General features: G+C 37.4%; 16 protein-coding genes and 2 pseudogenes. 12 read left to right on the top strand and 6 right to left on the bottom strand.

Translation table 11 applies throughout. From position 1 onward, the window contains the following. Positions 1–23: 23 nt before the first annotated feature. Positions 24–608, top strand: coding sequence for a TetR/AcrR family transcriptional regulator (locus WDV74_RS17620; RefSeq protein WP_338885688.1), 585 nt, complete (start codon positions 24–26; stop codon positions 606–608). A gap of 865 nt (positions 609–1,473) precedes the next feature. Here the strand turns inward: WDV74_RS17620 and WDV74_RS17615 are convergent. Then, positions 1,474–2,373, bottom strand: coding sequence for a replication initiation protein (locus WDV74_RS17615; RefSeq protein ID WP_338885687.1), 900 nt, complete (start codon positions 2,371–2,373; stop codon positions 1,474–1,476). 635 nt (positions 2,374–3,008) lie between these two features. Here WDV74_RS17615 and WDV74_RS17610 point away from each other — a divergent pair. The 8 genes from WDV74_RS17610 to WDV74_RS17575 all read left to right on the top strand — a co-directional run bounded on the left by WDV74_RS17610 (position 3,009) and on the right by WDV74_RS17575 (position 11,208). Continuing rightward, on the top strand, positions 3,009–3,422 hold the full coding sequence (locus tag WDV74_RS17610; protein WP_338885686.1) for a DoxX family protein: 414 nt from the start codon (positions 3,009–3,011) through the stop codon (positions 3,420–3,422). 1,446 nt (positions 3,423–4,868) lie between these two features. Beyond that, positions 4,869–5,330, top strand: a complete 462-nt coding sequence (locus tag WDV74_RS17605) for a PhzA/PhzB family protein (RefSeq protein WP_338885685.1) — start codon at positions 4,869–4,871, stop codon at positions 5,328–5,330. Between the two features lie 90 nt (positions 5,331–5,420). Next, a complete protein-coding gene (locus WDV74_RS17600; RefSeq protein ID WP_338885684.1) occupies positions 5,421–6,041 on the top strand; it encodes an isochorismatase family protein in 621 nt (206 codons plus the stop codon). Then, on the top strand, positions 6,038–7,954 hold the full coding sequence (locus WDV74_RS17595) for an anthranilate synthase family protein (RefSeq protein WP_338885683.1): 1,917 nt from the start codon (positions 6,038–6,040) through the stop codon (positions 7,952–7,954). Before WDV74_RS17600 ends, WDV74_RS17595 begins: the two co-directional genes overlap by 4 nt. Positions 7,955–8,012: 58 nt before the next feature. Then, positions 8,013–8,855 carry a PhzF family phenazine biosynthesis protein gene (locus WDV74_RS17590; RefSeq protein WP_338885682.1) on the top strand — a complete coding sequence of 281 codons (843 nt, stop codon included), beginning with the start codon at positions 8,013–8,015 and terminating at the stop codon, positions 8,853–8,855. A gap of 35 nt (positions 8,856–8,890) precedes the next feature. Further along, positions 8,891–9,523 (top strand): pyridoxal 5'-phosphate synthase, encoded by a 633-nt coding sequence (locus WDV74_RS17585; RefSeq protein ID WP_338885681.1) that lies wholly within the window; start codon positions 8,891–8,893, stop codon positions 9,521–9,523. A gap of 57 nt (positions 9,524–9,580) precedes the next feature. Next, on the top strand, positions 9,581–10,606 hold the full coding sequence (locus WDV74_RS17580) for a 3-deoxy-7-phosphoheptulonate synthase (RefSeq protein ID WP_338885680.1): 1,026 nt from the start codon (positions 9,581–9,583) through the stop codon (positions 10,604–10,606). 386 nt (positions 10,607–10,992) lie between these two features. Beyond that, complete coding sequence (locus WDV74_RS17575) at positions 10,993–11,208, top strand: hypothetical protein (protein WP_338885679.1); 216 nt, start codon at positions 10,993–10,995, stop codon at positions 11,206–11,208. Positions 11,209–12,284: 1,076 nt separating this feature from the next. On the opposite strand, the gene WDV74_RS17570 is transcribed toward WDV74_RS17575, so the two are convergent. Beyond that, entirely contained in the window at positions 12,285–13,826 is a 1,542-nt protein-coding gene (locus WDV74_RS17570) for an MFS transporter (protein WP_338885678.1), read from the bottom strand. Positions 13,827–13,972: 146 nt separating this feature from the next. Between WDV74_RS17570 and WDV74_RS17565 the strand changes: the two genes are divergently transcribed. Continuing rightward, entirely contained in the window at positions 13,973–14,830 is an 858-nt protein-coding gene (locus WDV74_RS17565; protein WP_338885677.1) for a LysR family transcriptional regulator, read from the top strand. 538 nt (positions 14,831–15,368) lie between these two features. Continuing rightward, positions 15,369–15,572, top strand: coding sequence for a hypothetical protein (locus WDV74_RS17560; RefSeq protein ID WP_338885847.1), 204 nt, complete (start codon positions 15,369–15,371; stop codon positions 15,570–15,572). 224 nt (positions 15,573–15,796) lie between these two features. On the opposite strand, the gene WDV74_RS17555 is transcribed toward WDV74_RS17560, so the two are convergent. Then, the gene (locus tag WDV74_RS17555) at positions 15,797–16,672 is read right to left on the bottom strand and encodes a DNA replication terminus site-binding protein (protein WP_338885676.1); all 876 of its coding nucleotides are present in this window, start codon (positions 16,670–16,672) and stop codon (positions 15,797–15,799) included. 323 nt (positions 16,673–16,995) lie between these two features. Further along, positions 16,996–17,285: pseudogene (locus tag WDV74_RS17550) on the bottom strand (Tn3 family transposase); the annotation flags it as partial. A gap of 759 nt (positions 17,286–18,044) precedes the next feature. Between WDV74_RS17550 and WDV74_RS17545 the strand changes: the two are divergent. Next, positions 18,045–18,155, top strand: a pseudogene (locus WDV74_RS17545) (hypothetical protein); the annotation flags it as partial. Positions 18,156–18,316: 161 nt separating this feature from the next. On the opposite strand, the gene WDV74_RS17540 reads toward WDV74_RS17545, so the two are convergent. Continuing rightward, positions 18,317–19,048 carry a 4'-phosphopantetheinyl transferase superfamily protein gene (locus tag WDV74_RS17540; protein WP_338885675.1) on the bottom strand — a complete coding sequence of 244 codons (732 nt, stop codon included), beginning with the start codon at positions 19,046–19,048 and terminating at the stop codon, positions 18,317–18,319. Positions 19,049–19,140: 92 nt separating this feature from the next. After that, complete coding sequence (locus WDV74_RS17535; RefSeq protein ID WP_338885674.1) at positions 19,141–20,436, bottom strand: ATP-binding protein; 1,296 nt, start codon at positions 20,434–20,436, stop codon at positions 19,141–19,143. Between the last annotated feature and the right edge of the window lie 5 nt (positions 20,437–20,441).

Here is a 20,441-nt window from a genome sequence, read left to right as displayed (position 1 = left end):
TTTATAAAATTTGATAAGTGATTATGATGAATAAGAGAGAACACATTCTGGATACAGCCGAAACTTTATTTAATGAATTTGGCTATACATCTGTTGGGGTCGATTTAATCCGAGACAAGGCACAAATTTCCAAAACATCAATGTATCGATATTTTGGTTCCAAAAATAAACTCATAGAAGCAGTTCTCGTTAGGAGACATCAGTTTTTTGAAAAAGGACTAACAGAGACGGTATCTGCTGCGTCGAATACCGAGAGTCGATTGAATGCCATTCTGGACTGGCACTTCTCTTGGTTTAGATCTGTCGATTTTAAAGGATGCATGTTCATGCATGCTTTGGCAGAGTTTAAGGGATTTGATGAAAAACTCACACAGCAAGCATTACAACATAAGGCTTGGTTTGAGTCATTGCTGTTTTCAGTATTTGAATCTAGGCAACCAGGAATAGAAGCTAAAACTAAAGCTATTATGACCTTTCTAGAAGGTATGATTGTCAGAGCAGAATTTGGAGAAGTAGTGGGATATGAGGAAATTTATCGCTTAGGCGTAAAAGTCCTTGCTTTTTCTGATTTTTCAGAGAGAAAAGAACTCGAATGCCATGATGATTAATAGTATGTTTAATTTTGATTCAAATGATCATATTAAACAATGATTACCATGTCCCAGAGCCTACCCATATAGAATAATTAATAACATATGAATGAACTTTTCAAGGGAATCAGCGCAAAGCCTGAACATGGTAAGATAGTAACATAGGCAAACAACATATTTGTAAGAACGGATTGACAATAAAACAACCAATTGTTCCTCTAAATATGCGCTTACGGCCAGGCAACAAACAGCATATTTGCAGGAACATTCCCGTTTACTGCATATTTGCAAGAACAGATCGATAATAAAACAACCAATTGTTCCTCTAAATATGCGCTTACGGCCAGGCAACAAACAGCATATTTGCAGGAACATTCCCGTTTACTGCATATTTGCAAGAACAGATCGATAATAAAATAGCCAATTGTTCCTCTAAATATGCGCTTACGGCCAGGCAACAAACAGCATATTTGCAGGAACATTCCCGTTTACTGCATATTTGCAAGAACAGATCGATAATAAAACAGCCAATTGTTCCTCTAAATATGCGCTTACGGCCAGGCAACAAACAGCATATTTGCAGGAACATTCCCGTTTACTGCATATTTGCAAGAACAGATCGATAATAAAACAGCCAATTGCTCCTCCTTTGAGGATATAAAAATACATGTTTAGAGGAACGATTTTCATGTAATTATTTGTAATATAAAGAATATTATATTTTTTAACATAGCAAAACATATGTGCTTCTACGCTGCATGTTTAGAGGAACATTTTTGAAAAAATTATTTAATTACAAATAGTTAAGTAACATGTATTATCAAAAAAGGGCAACATAAAATTGCAATATATTCAAAATACCTTCTATTATTAAAAAAATCTATCAGTCTTCTGTCTCAGTTAGATCTGGATCACGAGAATTGATCGAAAAATAGACCTGACGTTTTCCTCCTCTCACCTTATAGCCTTCGGTATAAGTTAAATATTTGACTTCTTCTAACAATTTCATAGCACGACGCACAATCATCAGTTGTTTTCTGGGTTCAGAACGCATATTCAAACGTTTCATAAGCCTGTCGAAAGACACAACCTGGACTTGATTGTTCGGCAAACCTTCTAGAAAAATATAAATCGCCTTGGCCACTTCATCACGTTTAATCGCTGGAAATACCTTCAATTTAAGCACACGCTTCAAGTCAATATCGTAAAGATCTTTTAAACCCGGATTGTATTCAAGAACGACTTCATTTTTAGCAGTATCAACTTTAGAGAAATTAATGAGGTGAGTAGTTGCACTGATTATTTCTTCTCCCATGTCTTTATACACAGACAACGAAGTAGATGTAATCTTACGCAGCGACTTTGCAATTCTTTCTTTAAGGTTTTTATTCACCTGTCGTGTACTGAACTCACAAAGCCGAGCAAAATCAGTGAAAGGCATTGAAATCTGATTTTCCACAAGAGGATATTGAGTAAGCGCAGAAATAATAGCAACCCAGACCCGAAAATCAGTATCCATATCGAGCTTTGGGCCGCTTATCGTCACTTTGTTATAACCTTCCTTATTCACTATCTCCAGATTACGAAGCTCTTCAGAAGCATCCATCGTTCGGTTAGCGACATTTTTCTTCTCTCGCATACCAACAGGACAGAAAACACTCAGCCTTAAGAGGGAAAGCGGCTGAATAGATCTTGTGCTTGTGGATGAAATATATTCTATTTCGCCAGTTGACTTATTCAAATACTCAACAGATATACCTATATCATTGATATCTTTAGACATTTTATATTATCCCAGAATGTTCATTTACCCACAAAGAAAAAGACATTTACATGTTTACAGGAACATTTATAGCATATTTAGAGGAACAGATTAGCATATTTAGAAGAACAGATGACATAATTGCAAGAACATATCACATATTTAGAGGAACAAAACAGCATATTTAGAGGAACAAAAAGTTCTGTAACAATTTGTTTAATAAACAATTTTCAGACCTTAGATCCTTTAAGATCCTTTTATAGATCCTTTTATAGATCAGTTAAGATCCTATAATTAGATCCACCTTGTTAATAACGTGGATAACTTTATTTCTTACTGCAATAACATTGTTTGTGGCATTAACTAAAGCTCTTTTAATAGCAACTTTGATTTTTTAGTGAACTTGATTACATAAACCCTTAACTAATCCTTTTTCATAGAAACGGAAGGGAGATACAACAACTATGTTACATTTGATGCCTCTCTAATAGTAAAGCTCCATTAAAATCAATACTGTTATTTTTCATCATATCTATTGACCTCAAGTTAGATTGAGGTTTTATAATACATATCTGATGTTTTCATTAATTAATAAAATTTTTTATAAACTGAAGAAAAGACAGTATCTTTTTACCTAAAAATTGTAAGGATAAATTATGCAACGATTTGTCGAGAATATTCTGGAAAGTACCTGGCTATGGATTATCGCTCGATTACTTCTTTTATTTATTTTCATTTCATCGGGACTTGCCAAAATTATCGACTTTGAAGGCAGTCTGGCAGAAATGCGTGCAGCAGGCCTACACCCAGATTGGTTTTTTAACATTTCTTCAGCAATTGTTTTACTTTTCGGCTCACTATTGATCTTATTAGACCGATTTGTTTGGCTTGGCGCAGGCGCACTGGCTATCTTTCTTTTGTTAACTATTCTTATTGTCCATACTTTTTGGAATTTCTCTGGTGAATATGCCAAAACCTCTCTCTTCTTCGCGCTTGAACATATCACTGTAATTGGGGGATTACTGGCAACTGCAATCGCAAGTCATTTCAGAAAAAAATTTAAATCATAAACAGATAATTCACATACAAAAGTTACTATAGCTGATCAAAATTATTAACATCTTTCAAAAACATTACACGATGTCGGAGAACTTAAAACTGACAAAAAATTTATTTAATAGCAGATTAAGTATATGTTGCTAAAACAGGCTTATGATCCTGTTATTGAACTTTCATCAGGGGAATCAACAGTGGTTGACCCCATGTTTCTATATTCTTGTAGTTGGATCCAGATAGTCTAGTGGAGCGTAGATTAACCGTTTCAAATATTATTGAAACAATCAGACAAAATAACTATCAGGCTGCTCCAGGAAAAGTGAATATATTGTTTCTAACATCAAGGTCAATAATGATCATACCAATGTTAAAAAATTCTGTGATCTTGTTATCCTCAATAATAGTAATAGATTAATTTATCTCAATGGTGTAGGTACAGCAAAGTTAAGTTCCATAACCAATAACCATTGAAACTAGTGCAATATTACATGGTAAGACAGCAGTACATTTGGGGTTATTTTCAACATCAACGGGGAATCCGCTTATTATCGTCGATGATATCAGGCAATTACTACCAAACATCCAAAAGACACTTTCCCTGGGCGTTAAGGTTGAACTAGTATTTGAAACCTCCCATTTTATCCAGGCTTCCATTAATAAAGTGACTAAAATCTTGTTAGAATCATTGATATCATGATATTGACGATTTATTTCTGTTTAAGAACACTTTATTGATTCTCAAGGTTGGGCATAACAGCGTTGATTATGCCCCGTTTTCTACGGTTGTTCCTGCTCCAAGTATGATTGTGATTGTAAGCAAGTGGTGACTTTCCTTTATATTTGATAAAAATGTTGACGTATCTCAAGTTGTAATCAATTCAATGGTAACAAACTCTCTCTTGATATTGTATGAATAGCAACGCAACGGTACTATCGAAACCCATTTTCAGTGTCTCACCATAATTTTCACTGGATACTTAATTGTTGGAATAAGAAATAATTGATTAGTATAATTTAATTATTTATTGAGTAAATTTTTATAGTGTTAAATTAATAATCATTGGATTTGATTTTATATCTGTTATTTATAATATAAGTATCGTGTTTGTCATTTAATGTAAGTCAAGATTAAAATTTAATTGGCTTTAATAATTTCATGTGATTGTAATAATCATATCCAGTCAAATTTGATTTTGTAAGAAATATAACAAATTCCGCTAAATTTATTATATTTTGTTAATTGTGATGTTAGTCTCACATTAGAGTTAAAATTAATCTATATATTTACGATTTATAAATGTATATATTAATTTATCGTTGTTTTTTTTCTGAAATGTGATTGTTATTTTAAATAATACAGCCTGGTTACTCTAATGGATATTAATCTTTGAATGATTTAACGATTAATTTCAATTGTTATTGGGATATTTTTATTTTCATATTAAATTAAAGGTATTATTATGGAAGACGATAATAAAGTACGGCAACAAAATAGATTGGTTGTTGAAAAATATATGGCCACGAAAGGACAAGATAGATTGAAACGGTATGAATTATTTACCGAGGATGGATGTGGTGGGCTTTGGACTTCTGATACAGGAAAGCCCCTTATGATAAAAGGTCATGAAAGTTTGGCGAAGCATGCTGTATGGGTTTTGAAGTATTTTCCTGATTGGGTTTGGTATAACGTTGACATATATAGTACCCAAGATCCTAATATCTTTTGGGTCGAATGTGATGGAAAAGGGATAATTCGTTTTGATAATTATCCTGAAGGTATCTATGAAAATCATTTTATCCATTATTTTGAGTTTGAAAATGGAAGAATAAAGCTACAACGTGAATTTATGAATCCTTGTCAACAATTTAAAGCGCTGGGCATTGAACTTCCGAAAATCAATAGAAGTGGTATGCCTACCTAATTATCTTAAGATTTTATTATAAATAATAGATGGCCCTATTTTTTATAATAGTGGCTATTTTTAACATATTATTTTTTGATAGGGTGAAAAATGAGTATTCCAAAAATAGAGAGCTACTCACTTAAATCTCCTGAATTTAATGTCATAAGTAGAGTAAATTGGAAACATGATAATAGTCGAAGCATATTGCTTGTACACGATATGCAAGCCTATTTTCTAGATTTCTTTTCTTCTGATTTAAAGCAAGAGCTAATCAACCATTGTCAAAACCTTATTGCTCATGCCAGGAAAAATAATATTCCGATTGTTTATACCGCCCAACGTGGGGATATGACCCAAAAAGAACGTGGGTTACTCTACGATATATGGGGAAAAGGGATGAGCAGCAAAGATGAACATACGGCCATAGCTAAAGAATTAGCACCCCGATCAGAAGATAGAGTTTTAGCTAAATGGCGATACAGTGCTTTTCATGCAACACCTCTTGATGAAATTTTTCTGGAGGAAAAACGCGATCAAATCATTATCTGTGGTGTTTTTGCTCATATAGGAATACAAACTAATGCTGTTGATGCTTACTCAAGAGATATTGAAGTCTTTCTTGTACAAGATGCAATTGCAGATTTCTCAAAACAGGCGCATCTACAGGCATTAATATATGCGGCTGAGTGTTGTGCGAAGGTCTTGCCAACCCAGGAGGTTTGCAAATGATGAACGCTAATTTTTTTGAAGAAGAAACGATCTTGCAAAAAGTTATTGCTGGTCATTTCGATACTTATGCATTGGTATACAGGCCAGATAAATTTAAAAAAGCAACAGTTGAAGTTCTTGTTGGCACAGAATATATACTTAAAAATTTAAAAGAATTAGATCAAATTCAAAATGAACAGCAAGTAATGGGACATTGGGGAGTGTTGCTTGCCACACCCTATTGCCAGATTAAAGAACGTGGCTTTACTGTTATCGATGACAACACACCTTTCCGTGCCCTTTGTGTCCGTCAATATGAAACATGTTTACTTGAAGATGCTATTGACATTTTACCTGAAGTTTCGGTTGATATTAGCAATACCTATTTCAATCCGAATGATGAAAATTACGAAAAAATTGTTAAAGAGATCATAGAAAACGAAATAGGTACAGGAGAAGGCGCTAATTTTGTTATCAAACGAACCTTGAATGGAGATATGACTCATTATGATGATCATGTTGGCATGACAATTTTTCGGAATTTATTGGAACAAGAAAAAGGGGCTTACTGGACTTTCTTTATTCGTATGAAAGAGGTGACTTTAATAGGTGCCTCTCCGGAAAAGCATATTAGCCTTAATGACAAATCAGTTTCAATGATGCCAATAAGTGGTACATATAGATTTCCCGTTTCTGGTCAGACCAAAGAAGGCCTTTTGGATTTTTTACAAGATACAAAAGAGGAAGGTGAGTTATCAATGGTTCTTGATGAAGAACTAAAAATGATGACAAATATTTGTTTCTCAGACGTTAAAGTTCAGGGGCCATCATTAATTAATATGTCAAAATTGGCACATGTTTATTATACCTTGAAAGGTTCAACAGAACTGCCTATATCTGAAATATTAAGGCTCTCAATGTTTGCCCCCACCGTTGTTGGTAGTCCTTTAGAGAACGCCACAAGGGTGATTGCACGTTATGAAAAATATGGGCGTTCTTACTATAGTGGTTTTGCTGCTTTGATAGAGAATGTGAATAACGAATCATGGCTATTGGACTCCGCTATTTTTATTCGTACTGCTGAAATTTCAAAAGGTGGTAAAATACAAGTGGGCGTGGGTGCAACATTGGTTCGTGATTCCAATCCACTTTCAGAGGTACAAGAAACGATTGCCAAAGCTGCTGCAATTCAAAATGCGATGGGTATGACTGTTTCTGATGCGATCTCTATTAAAAGAGAAGATATTAATAAAATACTCAAAAAAAGAAATGAACGACTTTCCATTTTTTGGTTTGGGGATATGATGCAATCATCAAACCATTTATTAAATGATGTAAGTAAACCAGAGATTGTCATTTTAGATAATGAAGATACTTTTACATCGATGATGGCATATCAACTGCGTGAAGTAGGTTTTAAAGTTGACGTTAAATTATATTCTTCAATTGGTGACATTGAACCTTCAAAGTTACTTATAATAGGACCAGGGCCAGGTGATCCATGTAAATTAACTGATCCAAGAGTGATAACTAGTCGTAATATCATTACGAATTCGATGGCAAAAAATCAACCTTTTATTTCGATTTGTTTTGGCCATCAAATCTTATGCACACTCCTGGGATTGCCAATAGAACGTCTTTCTCCTCCGAACCAGGGAATACAAAAGAAGATATCTATTTTCGGAAAAACAGAATATGTTGGTTTCTACAATACGTTTGCTGCTATTTCCGAATCAGAATATATAGTAAGTCCTGTAGGTGATATTTTGGTTTATCGTGATCCGTTATCAAAACACGTTCATGGGTTGAAAGGCAAGAATTTTTGTTCAATGCAATTTCACCCTGAATCAATATTAACGAAAGAAGGTCATAGAATATTAAGAGATGCTATCTATTCTGTAATGTCTAATGAAGATAAAACTATCTTAGTGTAAGGTTGAATTTGGTTTTATTTCTGTCGGTATTATACAAAATAATTATTGTAGGTGAATTATGTATAAATATACTGTTGTAAATTCTTTCGGTAATAAATTATTTACTGGTAATCCAGTCGCTGTATTTTTTAACTGTGACGATTTAGATGATTATTATATGCAGAAATTGGCTGCAGAAATTAATCTTTCTGAAACAACATTTATTCGCGCCCCTATAAAAGGAGGAGATTTTAATGTAAAAATATTCACCCCTGTTAACGAATTGGGATTTGCAGGGCATCCATTACTTGGTACGGCATTAGCTTTGGCAAAAGAGACCGGATTGTCTCAAATTAATATCGAGACCCAAAAGGGTGTTTATAGATTTTCAATTAATTCAGTAAAAGAAGAACCCTACACTGCTTATGTAAAAATGGAACAACCTAACCCTGTTATTTCTTCTTATGAATATCGTCAAAAATTACTTGAAGCCCTTGGTGTGGAGAAAAGTACATTACCGATAGATATGTATAATGTGGGACCAAGGCATGTATTTGTTGGCGTTGAACATATTGAAATACTTGAAAAAATTAATCCAGACCTTAAAAAACTGTCTCAATTTAATAATATGGCAGCCTTATGTTTTTGCCCGAATGATACTGATAGTTGGAGATTACGTATGTTTTCCCCGGCTTATGGTGTTGCCGAGGATGCAGCAACGGGTTCAGCAGCGGGTCCTTTGGCATTACATCTTTGCCGATATGGTTTATCGGAATTTGGGAAAATGATCGAAATTATACAAGGCGTAGAAATGAAAAGGCCATCTTATATGAACGCAGTAGCTAAAAAGACCAATGAAGAGTTTCTCCTTGAAGCGGGTGGCTATGCATTTCAGGTTGCTATGGGACAATATTTTGTTTAGGGCAATATTTAAATTAAATATTTAAGGTAATAGTTATGAGTGGAATTTTTGAAAGTGTAACAGGTAAGTTGGATTATAATTTCCCTGAATATGATTGTTTTCCTTCTGAACCTATTAATTTAGGAAGGAAATGGTTACAAGAAGCCATTAATCAAGACGTTCGGGAACCGCGTTCAATGGTATTGGTGACTGCGAATAGCAATGGGAATATGTCATCGCGTGTAATGGCTATTTTAGAATTTACAAATGAAGGTATTGTGTTTTCTACACATAGCTGTAGTCGAAAAATAAAAGATATCAGCGATAATCCTTTTGCTTGTGGCCATTTTTACTGGCGTGAGCTTGGCCGTCAAATGTCTGTAAGTGGAAAGGTTAAAAAGCTGTCCCGAGAATACGCTATTGAAGAATGGAATAAACGTCCAATACCTTTACATTCAATGTCAACGGTTTCTTATCAAAGTGAGCCTTTGATCTCATATGAGCAGCTCCTTATCTCTGCGCAACAGCTTGAAGAGAGTGGTGCATTGCCTTGTCCAGAACGGTATGCTGTTTATCTTCTTGAACCTCATACCATTGAATTTTGGGCAGCCAGTTCTAACCGTTTACATAAAAGATTACGTTTTGAATATGGTAAAACTGGTTGGAATAGCTTAAGACTTCAACCATAATTTTATATTACTGACGGACTTACATGATAATTCTATAAATATAATTGGAGGTTAGTCGTGGATCAAAATTTAGGAATATTACCTATTCCAAATCAACTTTTTTCTGAGATAAAGCTTAATTCACAAATTATATCACATGTTGATAATAGCAGAAATATTATTAAAAATATTTTAACAGGAAGAGATAAACGTCTATTGGTCGTTATTGGCCCGTGTTCTATTCATGATGAAGAAGCATGTTTGGATTATGCATCAAGATTGAATTCCATAAAACAACAATATCAAGATTCTTTATTTATTATAATGAGGGCTTACCTGGAAAAACCGAGAACGACATTAGGTTGGAAAGGATTTATTGTTGATCCTGATTTGGATGGTTCTGCCAGATATGAAGAAGGATTATACCGCTCTCGAAAATTGCTCTATAAGATTAATCAAATAGGTATTGCTACCGCAACAGAGATCCTGAGTCCGTATTTATATATCTACTATTCTGATTTGATAAGCTGGGCAGCAATAGGAGCGAGAACAACAGAATCACAGCCACACAGAGAATTGGCTTCTGCATTGCCTTATCCTGTTGGTTTTAAGAATAGTACTGATGGTAATATTCAAGTGGCAGTTGATGCAATTAAAGTCGCCAATCACTCTCATACTATTTGCTCTATTAATAATGATGGAAAATTATCATTAATATCGACATCAGGGAATCAATATGGGCATGTTATCTTAAGAGGAGGAAAAGAACCTAATTACTATGAATCTGATATTTTACAATTAAATGATAAATTAAAAAATCAAGGTGTTAGCCAAAGTATCGTGGTCGATTTGAGTCATGGTAATAGCCAAAAAAAACATAAACAACAATTAGTGGTTGCGGAATCTATATGTCAACAAATAAAGAAAAATAAAATAACTATAAGAGGGGTCATGGCAGAAAGTTTTATTCAAGAAGGCAATCAGCCTTTGAATTCTCCCTTAGTTTATGGTCAATCTATAACTGACGCTTGTTTGCATTGGCAGGATACAATTCTATTATTTGATAAACTCAATGAAGCAATGCAGTCAATAAATAGGTTTTAGTTAATTGAAAGAAACTTAGCCCGATCTTTAAGTTATAATTAATCGTCAAATTTCTGGTGATCGATTTGTTTTACAAGCTATTTCACCTTTGATTGGCTGCTGAAGCGTCAATTTGGCCCGTTGTCCGTTCAATCTTGTTTATCGGACTGGATGCGGGCTATTTTACAGCTCCGGTTTGTTACCTTACGGGGTAGTTAGATCTCATTCTAGTAATAAATTATCACTGTCTGAAAAGGGTCTTAACCTCTTCTAAAAGAAATTTTTCTGAACTCTGCAGAGATCCCCGCTGTCATCTGCATAATTAATTAGCAGGGAAACGATACCTCTTTTCAATAGGTATGTGAATACTTATTTAATATGTTTTTTATTAATGTCATAGAGGAAAAATGGCCGTAAAAGAAGGTAACGTCAGTAGTAAAATTGTTAAAGAAACAGAATTTGGATCTAAGTTAGGTTTGTATACAACGTTTAAACCATCTGATTTCATTGGAAAATCGCAAGGGTTTAAATTGACTTTCGGTAGTGCTAAATATAATTACGATATATTTGATGTGTATACCTATGGGGTTGTATTAGATACTGATAGCAATGACATGAATTAGTTAGAGGTGTCACGGTATTTTGCAAATTGACGGTAGATACCAGAATATGAATTTGACCGCTGAAGAGTTCCTGGCGGTTATTCCTATAACGACATTTATATACGATCAGGTGTATCTATAATATTTTCTAAAACAAGGCCGCCAACGACAACGATTACAGCTGCTGAGTGTGATAATTGGATTAGTATTGGTGATGGTGAAGTTTACCAAGCTGCTGGGACTGACAAAGCAAATGCGACCTTGTCCGGATTTGGTTCTAACAAACATTATGGATAGGTGTACTCTGACCCTGCGTTTAAGCGAATAAGTTATTACACTGATATTTATCAACTTTTAATGTCAACGAGAGCACGCCCATGCAAGAGCTGCAACAGCATGTGATGTCAGCTTTCAGTTAGTTTGAACTGGCGCTAATTTGGGAGAGCACACTGAAGAGATCGCCGCTAAAAACAGCGCGGAAAACGAACGGGCAAACTACCTGCGGGTATCGGTAAATTGCTCTCCATTTATTTTAACCGTGCAATCCATACCACCATAAGGATAGCTATAACAGCAATAGCAGTTGCCACGTAAGCCCCATTGTGTGGTACAGCGCTAAAAATATTCCGAGCTGGAACAAAGAGTTTCACTGCAGCTGGACATCAACTGAATTTGGCCAATTCTGCAATTAGCAAGAGTGTGGCACGCTTAGAAGATCGGCTAGGTACTCTTTGTTTGAACGAACAACTCGCCGATTAGCTCTGACTGATGCAGGAAGTGCATTCTACCACACTTGTGTATGTGTGCTTACTGACTTAAAAGAAGCAAAAATTGTTCTCAGTACTCAATTTAGGAAACTTGTAGGACGATTGCGATTAGACGTACCAGAGGCGTTTGGCCGTTTACATATTTTACCACTACTTTTACAGTTTACAGAACAACATCATTAAATATCCTACATTAAGGCTGCTTTGTATACAAATTGATATTATTCGAATCTACCTCGTTGTTCAGCTCAGTCCTACTCTAACTGAGCTGTGGCATCACGTTTCTTTAGTTGTTTTTCAGAGATAGATAGCTCCTGAGTAATCATCCTATTAGTTTTTATATCCATTAGGGATAGATTGACAATATGGTTTACTTTTCAAAGAGAAAATAATAAAGCTAGTTATTGCCATCAGGCAAACACTTGTTGCAGCATAAGCCATTAGCCATTCAAAACTAGAAATTAATGCGGTGTGGATAATCTCATTAGGATCTGTTATATGACCTAGATTTTTCTCTACAGCAGCAGTATCTCCAGTCGCTATTTTTTCTGCTAATCTTCGTATTTGTTCATTATCTATTAAATTTAAATGATTATTTAAATAGACGATGATCCCTTCGACTAAAAGAAATCCCATTACCGCAATATTAAATGCTAATGAAATCATGCGAGCGCTTGTGTCAGAACCCGATGCCATTCCTGCTCGTTCAACAGGAACTGATGCCGTTATCGTATTTGTTGCTGTCGTGTTTGTTGCCCCTACTCCTACTCCAGCTAACATACAACCAAGTAGCATTATCCATTCTTCTTGGTTATACCTATTGGCAATAATCATTAAAATAAAACCAGTACCAATGATGAGAAGACCTATAGGGATCACCATTCTTGGTTTGTAACGAATAGCCAAACGCTCAGCGAATGGAGGAATAAAAAGGGTTGGTAATGTATATGCCAGTAATGCTAAACCTGTTTCAACGCTGTTATAACCCAAACCTAGGTGAAAATAGATAGGTAGGTAGATGATAAATGGCCAAAAACTAAAATTTTGCCCCATTGAGCCAAATAGGGCACCAGAGAAATTACGAATTTTGAATACAGAAAATTTAAACATAGCTTGGCTATTAGCGCGTTCGACAAATACAAAAGCAATAAAGCTAATAATTGATAATCCAATGATGCTTAATGCTTCTACACTGTTAAAACCTAATGTTGGTCCTTGAGTAATAAAGAGTACCAAACAGAAAACACCAATAGATAATGTTAATATACCTTTTAAATCCAATGTAGCGGAGTTGATATTACGTGATTCTTGTACCCCTTTTACACTTAATAGTAAGGTGACAATAGATAAAAATACGTGAATTAAAAATACCGATTGCCAATTTATATATGTAAGAATAAGGCTACCAATTATCGGTCCGAAACCAAGCCCTGCGCCAAAAATAATCCCCCAACACGCGAATGCATTGCCCCTTTCTTTTCCATCACGAAATTGGTTAGAAAGAATAGATATCTGACAAATCAGCATCATCGCAGCACTGAGCCCTTGTAAAAAACGCGCTATGATAAGAACAGTTGCGTTGGTTGTAAGGCCACAAATTAAAGACGTAATACCAAAAGAAACAATACCCAGAATAAATATTTTTTTACGGCCGTAACGATCTGCTATCGTACCAACAGCCATTAAGATTGTTGTCATTGCGATAGTATATGCAGTCATAACCCATTGTAGTTGGCTAAAACTAGCACTCATTATCTTTTCTATAGTTGAAAGGACTGGCGGGATGCTTGATATCTCCAATCCTAACATGAGAGCAGATAAACACACTGCAATTAAAGCATATTTCCCCTGCTGAATAGATGTATTATTCATAACAACCCTTTGATCATATAGATAATATTGACAATTTAATTAAGGTATTACTTTTTAAACAGGCCTTATTCACAATAGTATTAATGAATTATCTATATATCAATGTTATGATTTTGTATTTCTATGACAACATTATGGCATGATTAATGAATCGAATGGCGCTAGATGTAGAATCCGTAAAAGCATTTATCAATATTATTGATTTCCAAAGTTTTACTAAGGCAGCGGATGCATTGGGTACAACTCAGGGGGCGATAAGTGTTAAATTGAGGCGACTAGAAGAACGATTAGGCTATAAATTAATTGAACGGACGCCCAGATTAGTCCGGTTATCGGCCCAAGGTACCGTTTTTATTAACGCTGCAAGAGAGTTTATTGCTGCACATGATAGAGCCATAGCTGCTCTTTCATGTGAATGTCGACGCTTCAGGTTAGGTATTGCAGAACATGTTGCAGGACCCGAAATTCCTGCGTTATTGGCTAAACTAAATGAACGAGATCCCGCTTTAACCATTGAGATTAGATTAGAAAATTCAATTCAATTATTAGCGGCCTTTGATAGCGGGGAACTGGATGCTGTCATTGTCAGGCAAGATGATGATTACCGAAGTGGTGAAGATCTAGGCCCTGAACATTTTGGTTGGTTTGCAGCTTCAAATTTCCATCAACAGCAAGGAAAACCATTAAAACTTGCCTCATTGGCGCCTTGTTGCCGTGCCCGGAATATTGCCATTGATGCGTTAGATAATGCAGGAATAGAATGGGTAGAGGTATTTGTTGGGGGAGGTAATGTCGCTATTATGGCCGCGGTATCAGCAGGTCTAGCGGTTTCTGCTTTTTCATGTCGCCTTGCTCCTCCTGATACTATTGAAGTTGGAAAAAAATTTGAATTGCCAGATTTGCCTTCCTCTAGGATCATATTACATTCAAATCTTACAGATCAACGTTCCAAAGAAGCGCTGCGTACATTAGCAGCTGCATACCGCGAACATGGAACTTCCTAATACGAGGTTAAGGAGAAAACGTAACATATTCAATGCTAAGCTTGTTTTTTATGCACATTGATATTATCTGAATTCTCACTACCGCTTTTATCTATTTCCTTCCATGCCATCGGAGTGAATTCCAAATCTGACTTCACATGACAAATAAGTTTAATCACAATGCCATGGCTTAAAGTGTGATCATTTCCCTCTTGGATCATTACTTAAATGTCATCATTGGATGAAAAATGTCTATTTACGGCTATCTACATGCAAAAAAATGAAAGCCTTTGTTGAAGAAAAGGATTTCGGTTGGCCAGTTGATATCATGAAAATGTATCCGGTGCATTATTGCAACGACTAGAACTGTAGTGCTTGATATGCTGGCCGCCATTGTACGTAAAGGCTATCAGGATCATAGTCGGCGTCAGGAAGAATGAATATAAAAATCAAAGTCGCCGGTAAGTTCTGGGAGCGTCAGGCAAATGATCAGTTGCATGAGAAAATCATTGAGCTTCGGGTTAAAAACAAGCAGAGCAAGGCATAGATTTTAAACGCCATGGCGATGACCGGTGATTTGCCTGATGTTGATATTTCCGATAAAGGCGTAAAAGTAACGCTGCTGGGTTGGGAGCATATCGATCTGAGTGGAGATGACATCTGGCGTAATAATTTTAAATTACGCGCTGGGAAATACCGTCCGTTGCGAGTAAGGGAGCTGTCATCACTACATTGCTTTGGCGAAAAAAAGGGTAAAAAATAATATAACTATATGTATATATTAAAATTAATAGTTTTCTATCCTGGCGAACAAGGGGGTTGTTTTTTAGATCGCATTCTTCTTCATTTATTATTTGGTATTCATCTCCACAATATCTTCTTTAGTAGCCAGACGCTACGCCTGAAACTTTTTGTAATAAGAATTGGCTGATCTTTTTTCCAGTTTGCCATAACTTGACCGTCACGGATCTCCATCCAACGTCACTGCTATTCAGGGAAAGATTCGATGGTGACACCTGCGAAAGTGCCAAGAATTTTGGACGCTATTTTATCAGAGCGTGTTTTCCGTTGATCGGACGCATCAAAGCTCTTGAGCATTTTGATTTGGGCTTCATCGTCCTGGAGCAGAAGCAAAGGCATTGGTGCTGTCACCGTTTTTAACTCTCCTGTGGCCATGACGTTTGCTACCGGCTGGACTTTTACTTCCCTGCGTTCTCGCAATAACGGTTCCGGTGTTTTCGCTATTTTCCGGATGAGTTGCTCAAGGTGGAGCTGGTAGTCAGGTCTTGAACGTTCCAGTTCCTCATGGAGCCGTTGAAGAAGCTCTGCCTTCACGGCTTTTTTCAGAGCATCCTTCCGCTGCCAGGTAAACCGGATAGAAGAGACATCACCCTGACTATAGCAGCGGATCTGCCTGTAAAGATGAAGTGTCATCACGCCAGGGCACTCAGCCCTGAGCGCTTCAAAACGTTCCTGCCTGGTTTGGTATGTCGAGACGACAAACTCTTCTATACCGGCTTTAGCTGCATTGATGCGGTCAACCAGAGCCTGGATTTCATCTGTGGCTCCGGTCCCGGAAGGAGAAAACCAAAGAACCCCCACAGTACGCCGGGTAGATTTTTGAGAATAATTCGGGTTGATATGGAGATCTTGGTAACAAGCCGCTGCGATCGCCAGGGCTTCGCTCCCTGTTTTTTCTGTCACGATAATCTCCCTAATGGGCTCGTTCTCCATTCCTTTGAGTGTGGGAGGGATGGCCGTCACTCGTACATTTCGAGGTGGCAGTCGTTTAATAAGAGATGTGAGTTTCTTTAGATCGCGGCACATGGCCGAGTATTGTTCTGTAATGAAGTTGTTAGCCATGTTGTTGTCTGCTTGTGAGTTTGTCTAACAGGATATTGATTATAATATAAACATAACTAGACCATCATGCAATTAGACAAAAAAGAACTAATACGAATAATTAAACAAAAAATTACGGTGCTATTCAATCAGAAAAGCTACAATTCCTTGACCACAGAATTTGAGTTTAATCTATATAGTCATCAATTGAATTCAAGTAAGAAGCGTAGTAAGGCAATAACTTTCAAAATATCCTGTCGTCTTCAATGAGATCAACTTGGCAAACAGAACTTATTCTACGTTAAGTTTGTTATAGCTTCGTCAGATATAATCGTCTGTCAGGCCCAATCTAACGGAGAAAGATAGGATAACTTTCAATACCTTTGTGGTTCAGAGAATCGATAGCTCTTTCCATGTATACCGTACTCTACGGTGTGATCGCAGCAGTGAGAACCGTCAGCCTACTGGTACGGAACTCTGATCTTGTCCCTGATTTCATCCAGCTTGTGCATAAAGACAGCACAGGCAAGTACATTTTGAGCTTCATCTTTATGCAGATCAGTCTGCCCCGGTGGTGCAGTGCCGGATCGCAAAATCAGTTCAGCATGAATAATGTTCTTTCTATCCTTTTTAGATAGGAGATCTAACTATCAGAGGTGGAAGTGTGACCGAAAATTTTCATCTTTCAGTATTAATTCACATCCCCTAAATAGATAGGAGAATCAGAGGAAAAACACTTTCCTACAATCCAAGGACATAGAACCGCAGGAAATAATGGGAGGTTTATAACATTCCCCAAACTGATCCATTGAGTACCTTCCACGTCAGCTGACGGTGCCTTGGCCAGTGCGAACTACAAGTACCAAAAGAATTCGAGGAAGAACTGGAAAAAATGGTTCAGGTGTTAATGCGAAAACACTTCAACTCAAACGAATAATTTGCCATACAATTTCACCATATAACAAAATGAATTTATTGTATTTATTTGAAAATATTAGGGTGAAATCGCCAGAGTTTCATAGAAGACAATAAAAATCTGTGGGCATTTATATTTGAGCAGATTAGCGGACAATCCATAAGACATCAGTGAAGAATGTAAACCTCCGGTAAACTCACCTTGCAAAACGTCGTCAGTTTGTGCGGAGATTAATCAGGATTGGAAGGTATTGCTACTGTATGGTAACAGCTCTGTTCGGCCAGGCGGGTACCCTAATAGTGAGAAGTGGCACAGGCTTCTATAGCAATGAGGATTCCTGACGAAAAAGTGCGTATTGTATCAAACAATTTTTGCCGTGAGATTTTTCGGTTCGAGCTGGCTGAACCTTCAGTGCATCGGAAAGAAATATGACGCTGTTTGCCGCTGAAAAAGGGGACGTCCATCACATCACTTCATACCCCGGTGCCGGCACCGGGCAGAAAGAAGACGAAAACCGGGCGTATCTGGACGTATGTACGCGATGATCGTAACGCGGGTTTACCAGACCCGCCAACGGCGTGGTTCTCTAGCGGCAGAGAGTTATTTGCAACAGAGCCTGCTCACTTATGAACACCATACTAAGAGAAGAATTGACATCACTTTATGACCAAAGTCTAAGACAGCCGTCGTCGTCCAGCCCTATAAAGGAGGTCTGTGAAATACGACAACCCTGACCGTGTCCCATGATTTCATGGAAGTTCTGTGTGTTGAAAATGATCAGATCGCCCACTTCGGGTTTCACCTTGCAATGGGTGGAGGACTCGAGCACATCGTATGGAAAGTAGTAATGATGTTCCCTGAGGAATGCACACGGATAGTCCGTAGTGGTTGTCTAATTCGTGATACTGGCACTGCCAACGCTGACTGATATGAAGTTGTGCAGGCTCATATAAATCAACGTGATGGCGTGAGATCTCGAATCGAAAACTATTCAAAGGTTGTGCCAGTCCTTTACCGATGGCCTTAATGTATGCTTCCTTTAGGCACCAAAGCATATGCGAGCGACGTTGAGCACTGTGGGGGTCTAGCTTACTCAGGGATGATTTTTCCTCGGCATGAAAGAAGCGGCGAGCAATTTTCACGTAATCTTTCTGGTCGGTACGACACTCAATATCCACACCGACGTCGCCGGCACGTGACAACAGTAGTGCCATGACGGAGCCGGAATGCGACAGATTAAACCAAACGTTTTCTCGATTGGTTAAATAAGGCTTTCCGTAGGCATTTTTTTCGATGGCTAACCCCTCCCTAGATTCACCACAATACAACTCTATTATTTGACTCAATAACAAATTTGATGAGACGTTTATGCTGTTATCTTTCCCTGGCTCAAACTTGATATGTTTATTAAATATCGGCTTTTTGAAATCCATCAAAAATACAGTGTTGGAATTTAGATTGTAACTAACCCTAGATTTCATTTGTATCACCTATGTTGGTTTAATTTTTTTAAAAATCTTAATAATTAAAAGAACAATTGGATGATTCTATAGGTAATTATTCATTTTATTATTTATTCATATGGCAACATTAATTTTGCGACACATCCTTTTTGTTCTATTCGGTCTTCTAACGTGAAATAACCTCCATGATTTTCGGCTATTTTTCGGCATAAGATGAGTCCTATTCCGCTGCCGGATGGTTTGGTGGTATAGAAAGGAACAAAGAGGTTGTTTTTGTTCATCAGCCCAGTGCCTTGATCAGCAATATCCAGCGAGAACTGATGCTGTTCCTGTCGCCAGGAAATGTGGATTTGTCCCTGCGGGTCCAACATCGCTTCATCGGCGTTTTTGAGGATGTTGATAACCATTTGTTGAGTTTGCACCGGATCCAATGTGAGGGTGAGGTCTGGCTCCCCATCGAGTGTGATGGTGCGATGGTCGAACAAAGGCAGGATCCCTTCAAGGAGCTCACGAAAGAGAACGCGACTTTTAGACGGCGGCGGCAGTTGGTTGAGCTTTCGATAACTGTCGATGAAACTTTTCAGGCTTTTAGAACGCTCTTCAATGATGCAAAGCCCCTCATGCACTTCGTTCAGTGATTGATCTTTAGGTAGCAGTTGCTTGAGCATCTGGCTTAATGACGAGATGGGTGTAAGTGTGTTGTTGATTTCATGACTCATGACTCTGAACAGGTTACCCCAAGCTTGAGTCTGTTCTTCCCGAAGAATGGCGCTGACATCGGTGATAAACAACAGGGTCTTTTTTTGTCCATCTTCAAAATAGTGATCGGTCTTGATTTGAAATCTCCCCTGTTTATTGGGGAAGCGCCACTCGATAATTTCGCCGCTGGTTGTGTGGAGAAAGGGGGCGATGTTGAGTGATTGTACAGACTGATTGACCAACTGTGAGGCAGGTTGTTTCATCAGTTTTTCTGTGCCGGCATTGATGAACAACAGGTTGTGCTGCTCATCGAAGGCAATGATAGCGATGTCGACGTTGTTGATGATTTTGCCAATCAACACTTGTTGCTGTTTGATTTCGCGCTGTTGCTGACCAAGCGTCATCGACAGGCGATTAAGCATCTCTTCAATCAGATCATGGTGCCTGGTTGCTTTGCTGCGGATGTTGAACTCGTTATTGACCATTGACTCAACAAGATTGGTGATGGTGGCAATACGGTAGTTTTGCAGTTGAATCACCTTGACCAAACAATAAGTTAGTATCAGTGCAAGTACGAAGACGACCACCCCGATCAGGTAGCCAGAGATCCCTTCGTGATACATGAGGCCAAGTAACAGCAGGCTCTGGGGCAATGACGCCAGCATTAGCAAACACCCTTGCTTTTTCTGCAGCGAAATATCAAACATGGGTA

It is taken from the genome of Xenorhabdus sp. TH1, from assembly GCF_037260955.1.
In the GTDB taxonomy this organism is placed as follows: Bacteria; Pseudomonadota; Gammaproteobacteria; order Enterobacterales; family Enterobacteriaceae; genus Xenorhabdus; species Xenorhabdus griffiniae.
Note: the sequence above shows the minus strand (reverse complement) of the source record. Positions and strands in the feature narration are given on the sequence as shown.

Bases quoted from the DNA above. Each gene is read 5' to 3' on its own strand.
- WDV74_RS17620 (WP_338885688.1), top strand. From the start codon at position 24: ATGATGAATAAGAGAGAACACATTCTGGATACAGCCGAAACTTTATTT.
- WDV74_RS17615 (WP_338885687.1), bottom strand. From the start codon at position 2,373: ATGTCTAAAGATATCAATGATATAGGTATATCTGTTGAGTATTTGAAT.
- WDV74_RS17610 (WP_338885686.1), top strand. From the start codon at position 3,009: ATGCAACGATTTGTCGAGAATATTCTGGAAAGTACCTGGCTATGGATT.
- WDV74_RS17605 (WP_338885685.1), top strand. From the start codon at position 4,869: ATGGAAGACGATAATAAAGTACGGCAACAAAATAGATTGGTTGTTGAA.
- WDV74_RS17600 (WP_338885684.1), top strand. From the start codon at position 5,421: ATGAGTATTCCAAAAATAGAGAGCTACTCACTTAAATCTCCTGAATTT.
- WDV74_RS17595 (WP_338885683.1), top strand. From the start codon at position 6,038: ATGATGAACGCTAATTTTTTTGAAGAAGAAACGATCTTGCAAAAAGTT.
- WDV74_RS17590 (WP_338885682.1), top strand. From the start codon at position 8,013: ATGTATAAATATACTGTTGTAAATTCTTTCGGTAATAAATTATTTACT.
- WDV74_RS17585 (WP_338885681.1), top strand. From the start codon at position 8,891: ATGAGTGGAATTTTTGAAAGTGTAACAGGTAAGTTGGATTATAATTTC.
- WDV74_RS17575 (WP_338885679.1), top strand. From the start codon at position 10,993: ATGGCCGTAAAAGAAGGTAACGTCAGTAGTAAAATTGTTAAAGAAACA.
- WDV74_RS17570 (WP_338885678.1), bottom strand. From the start codon at position 13,826: ATGAATAATACATCTATTCAGCAGGGGAAATATGCTTTAATTGCAGTG.
- WDV74_RS17565 (WP_338885677.1), top strand. From the start codon at position 13,973: ATGAATCGAATGGCGCTAGATGTAGAATCCGTAAAAGCATTTATCAAT.
- WDV74_RS17560 (WP_338885847.1), top strand. From the start codon at position 15,369: ATGGCGATGACCGGTGATTTGCCTGATGTTGATATTTCCGATAAAGGC.
- WDV74_RS17555 (WP_338885676.1), bottom strand. From the start codon at position 16,672: ATGGCTAACAACTTCATTACAGAACAATACTCGGCCATGTGCCGCGAT.
- WDV74_RS17540 (WP_338885675.1), bottom strand. From the start codon at position 19,048: ATGAAATCTAGGGTTAGTTACAATCTAAATTCCAACACTGTATTTTTG.
- WDV74_RS17535 (WP_338885674.1), bottom strand. From the start codon at position 20,436: ATGTTTGATATTTCGCTGCAGAAAAAGCAAGGGTGTTTGCTAATGCTG.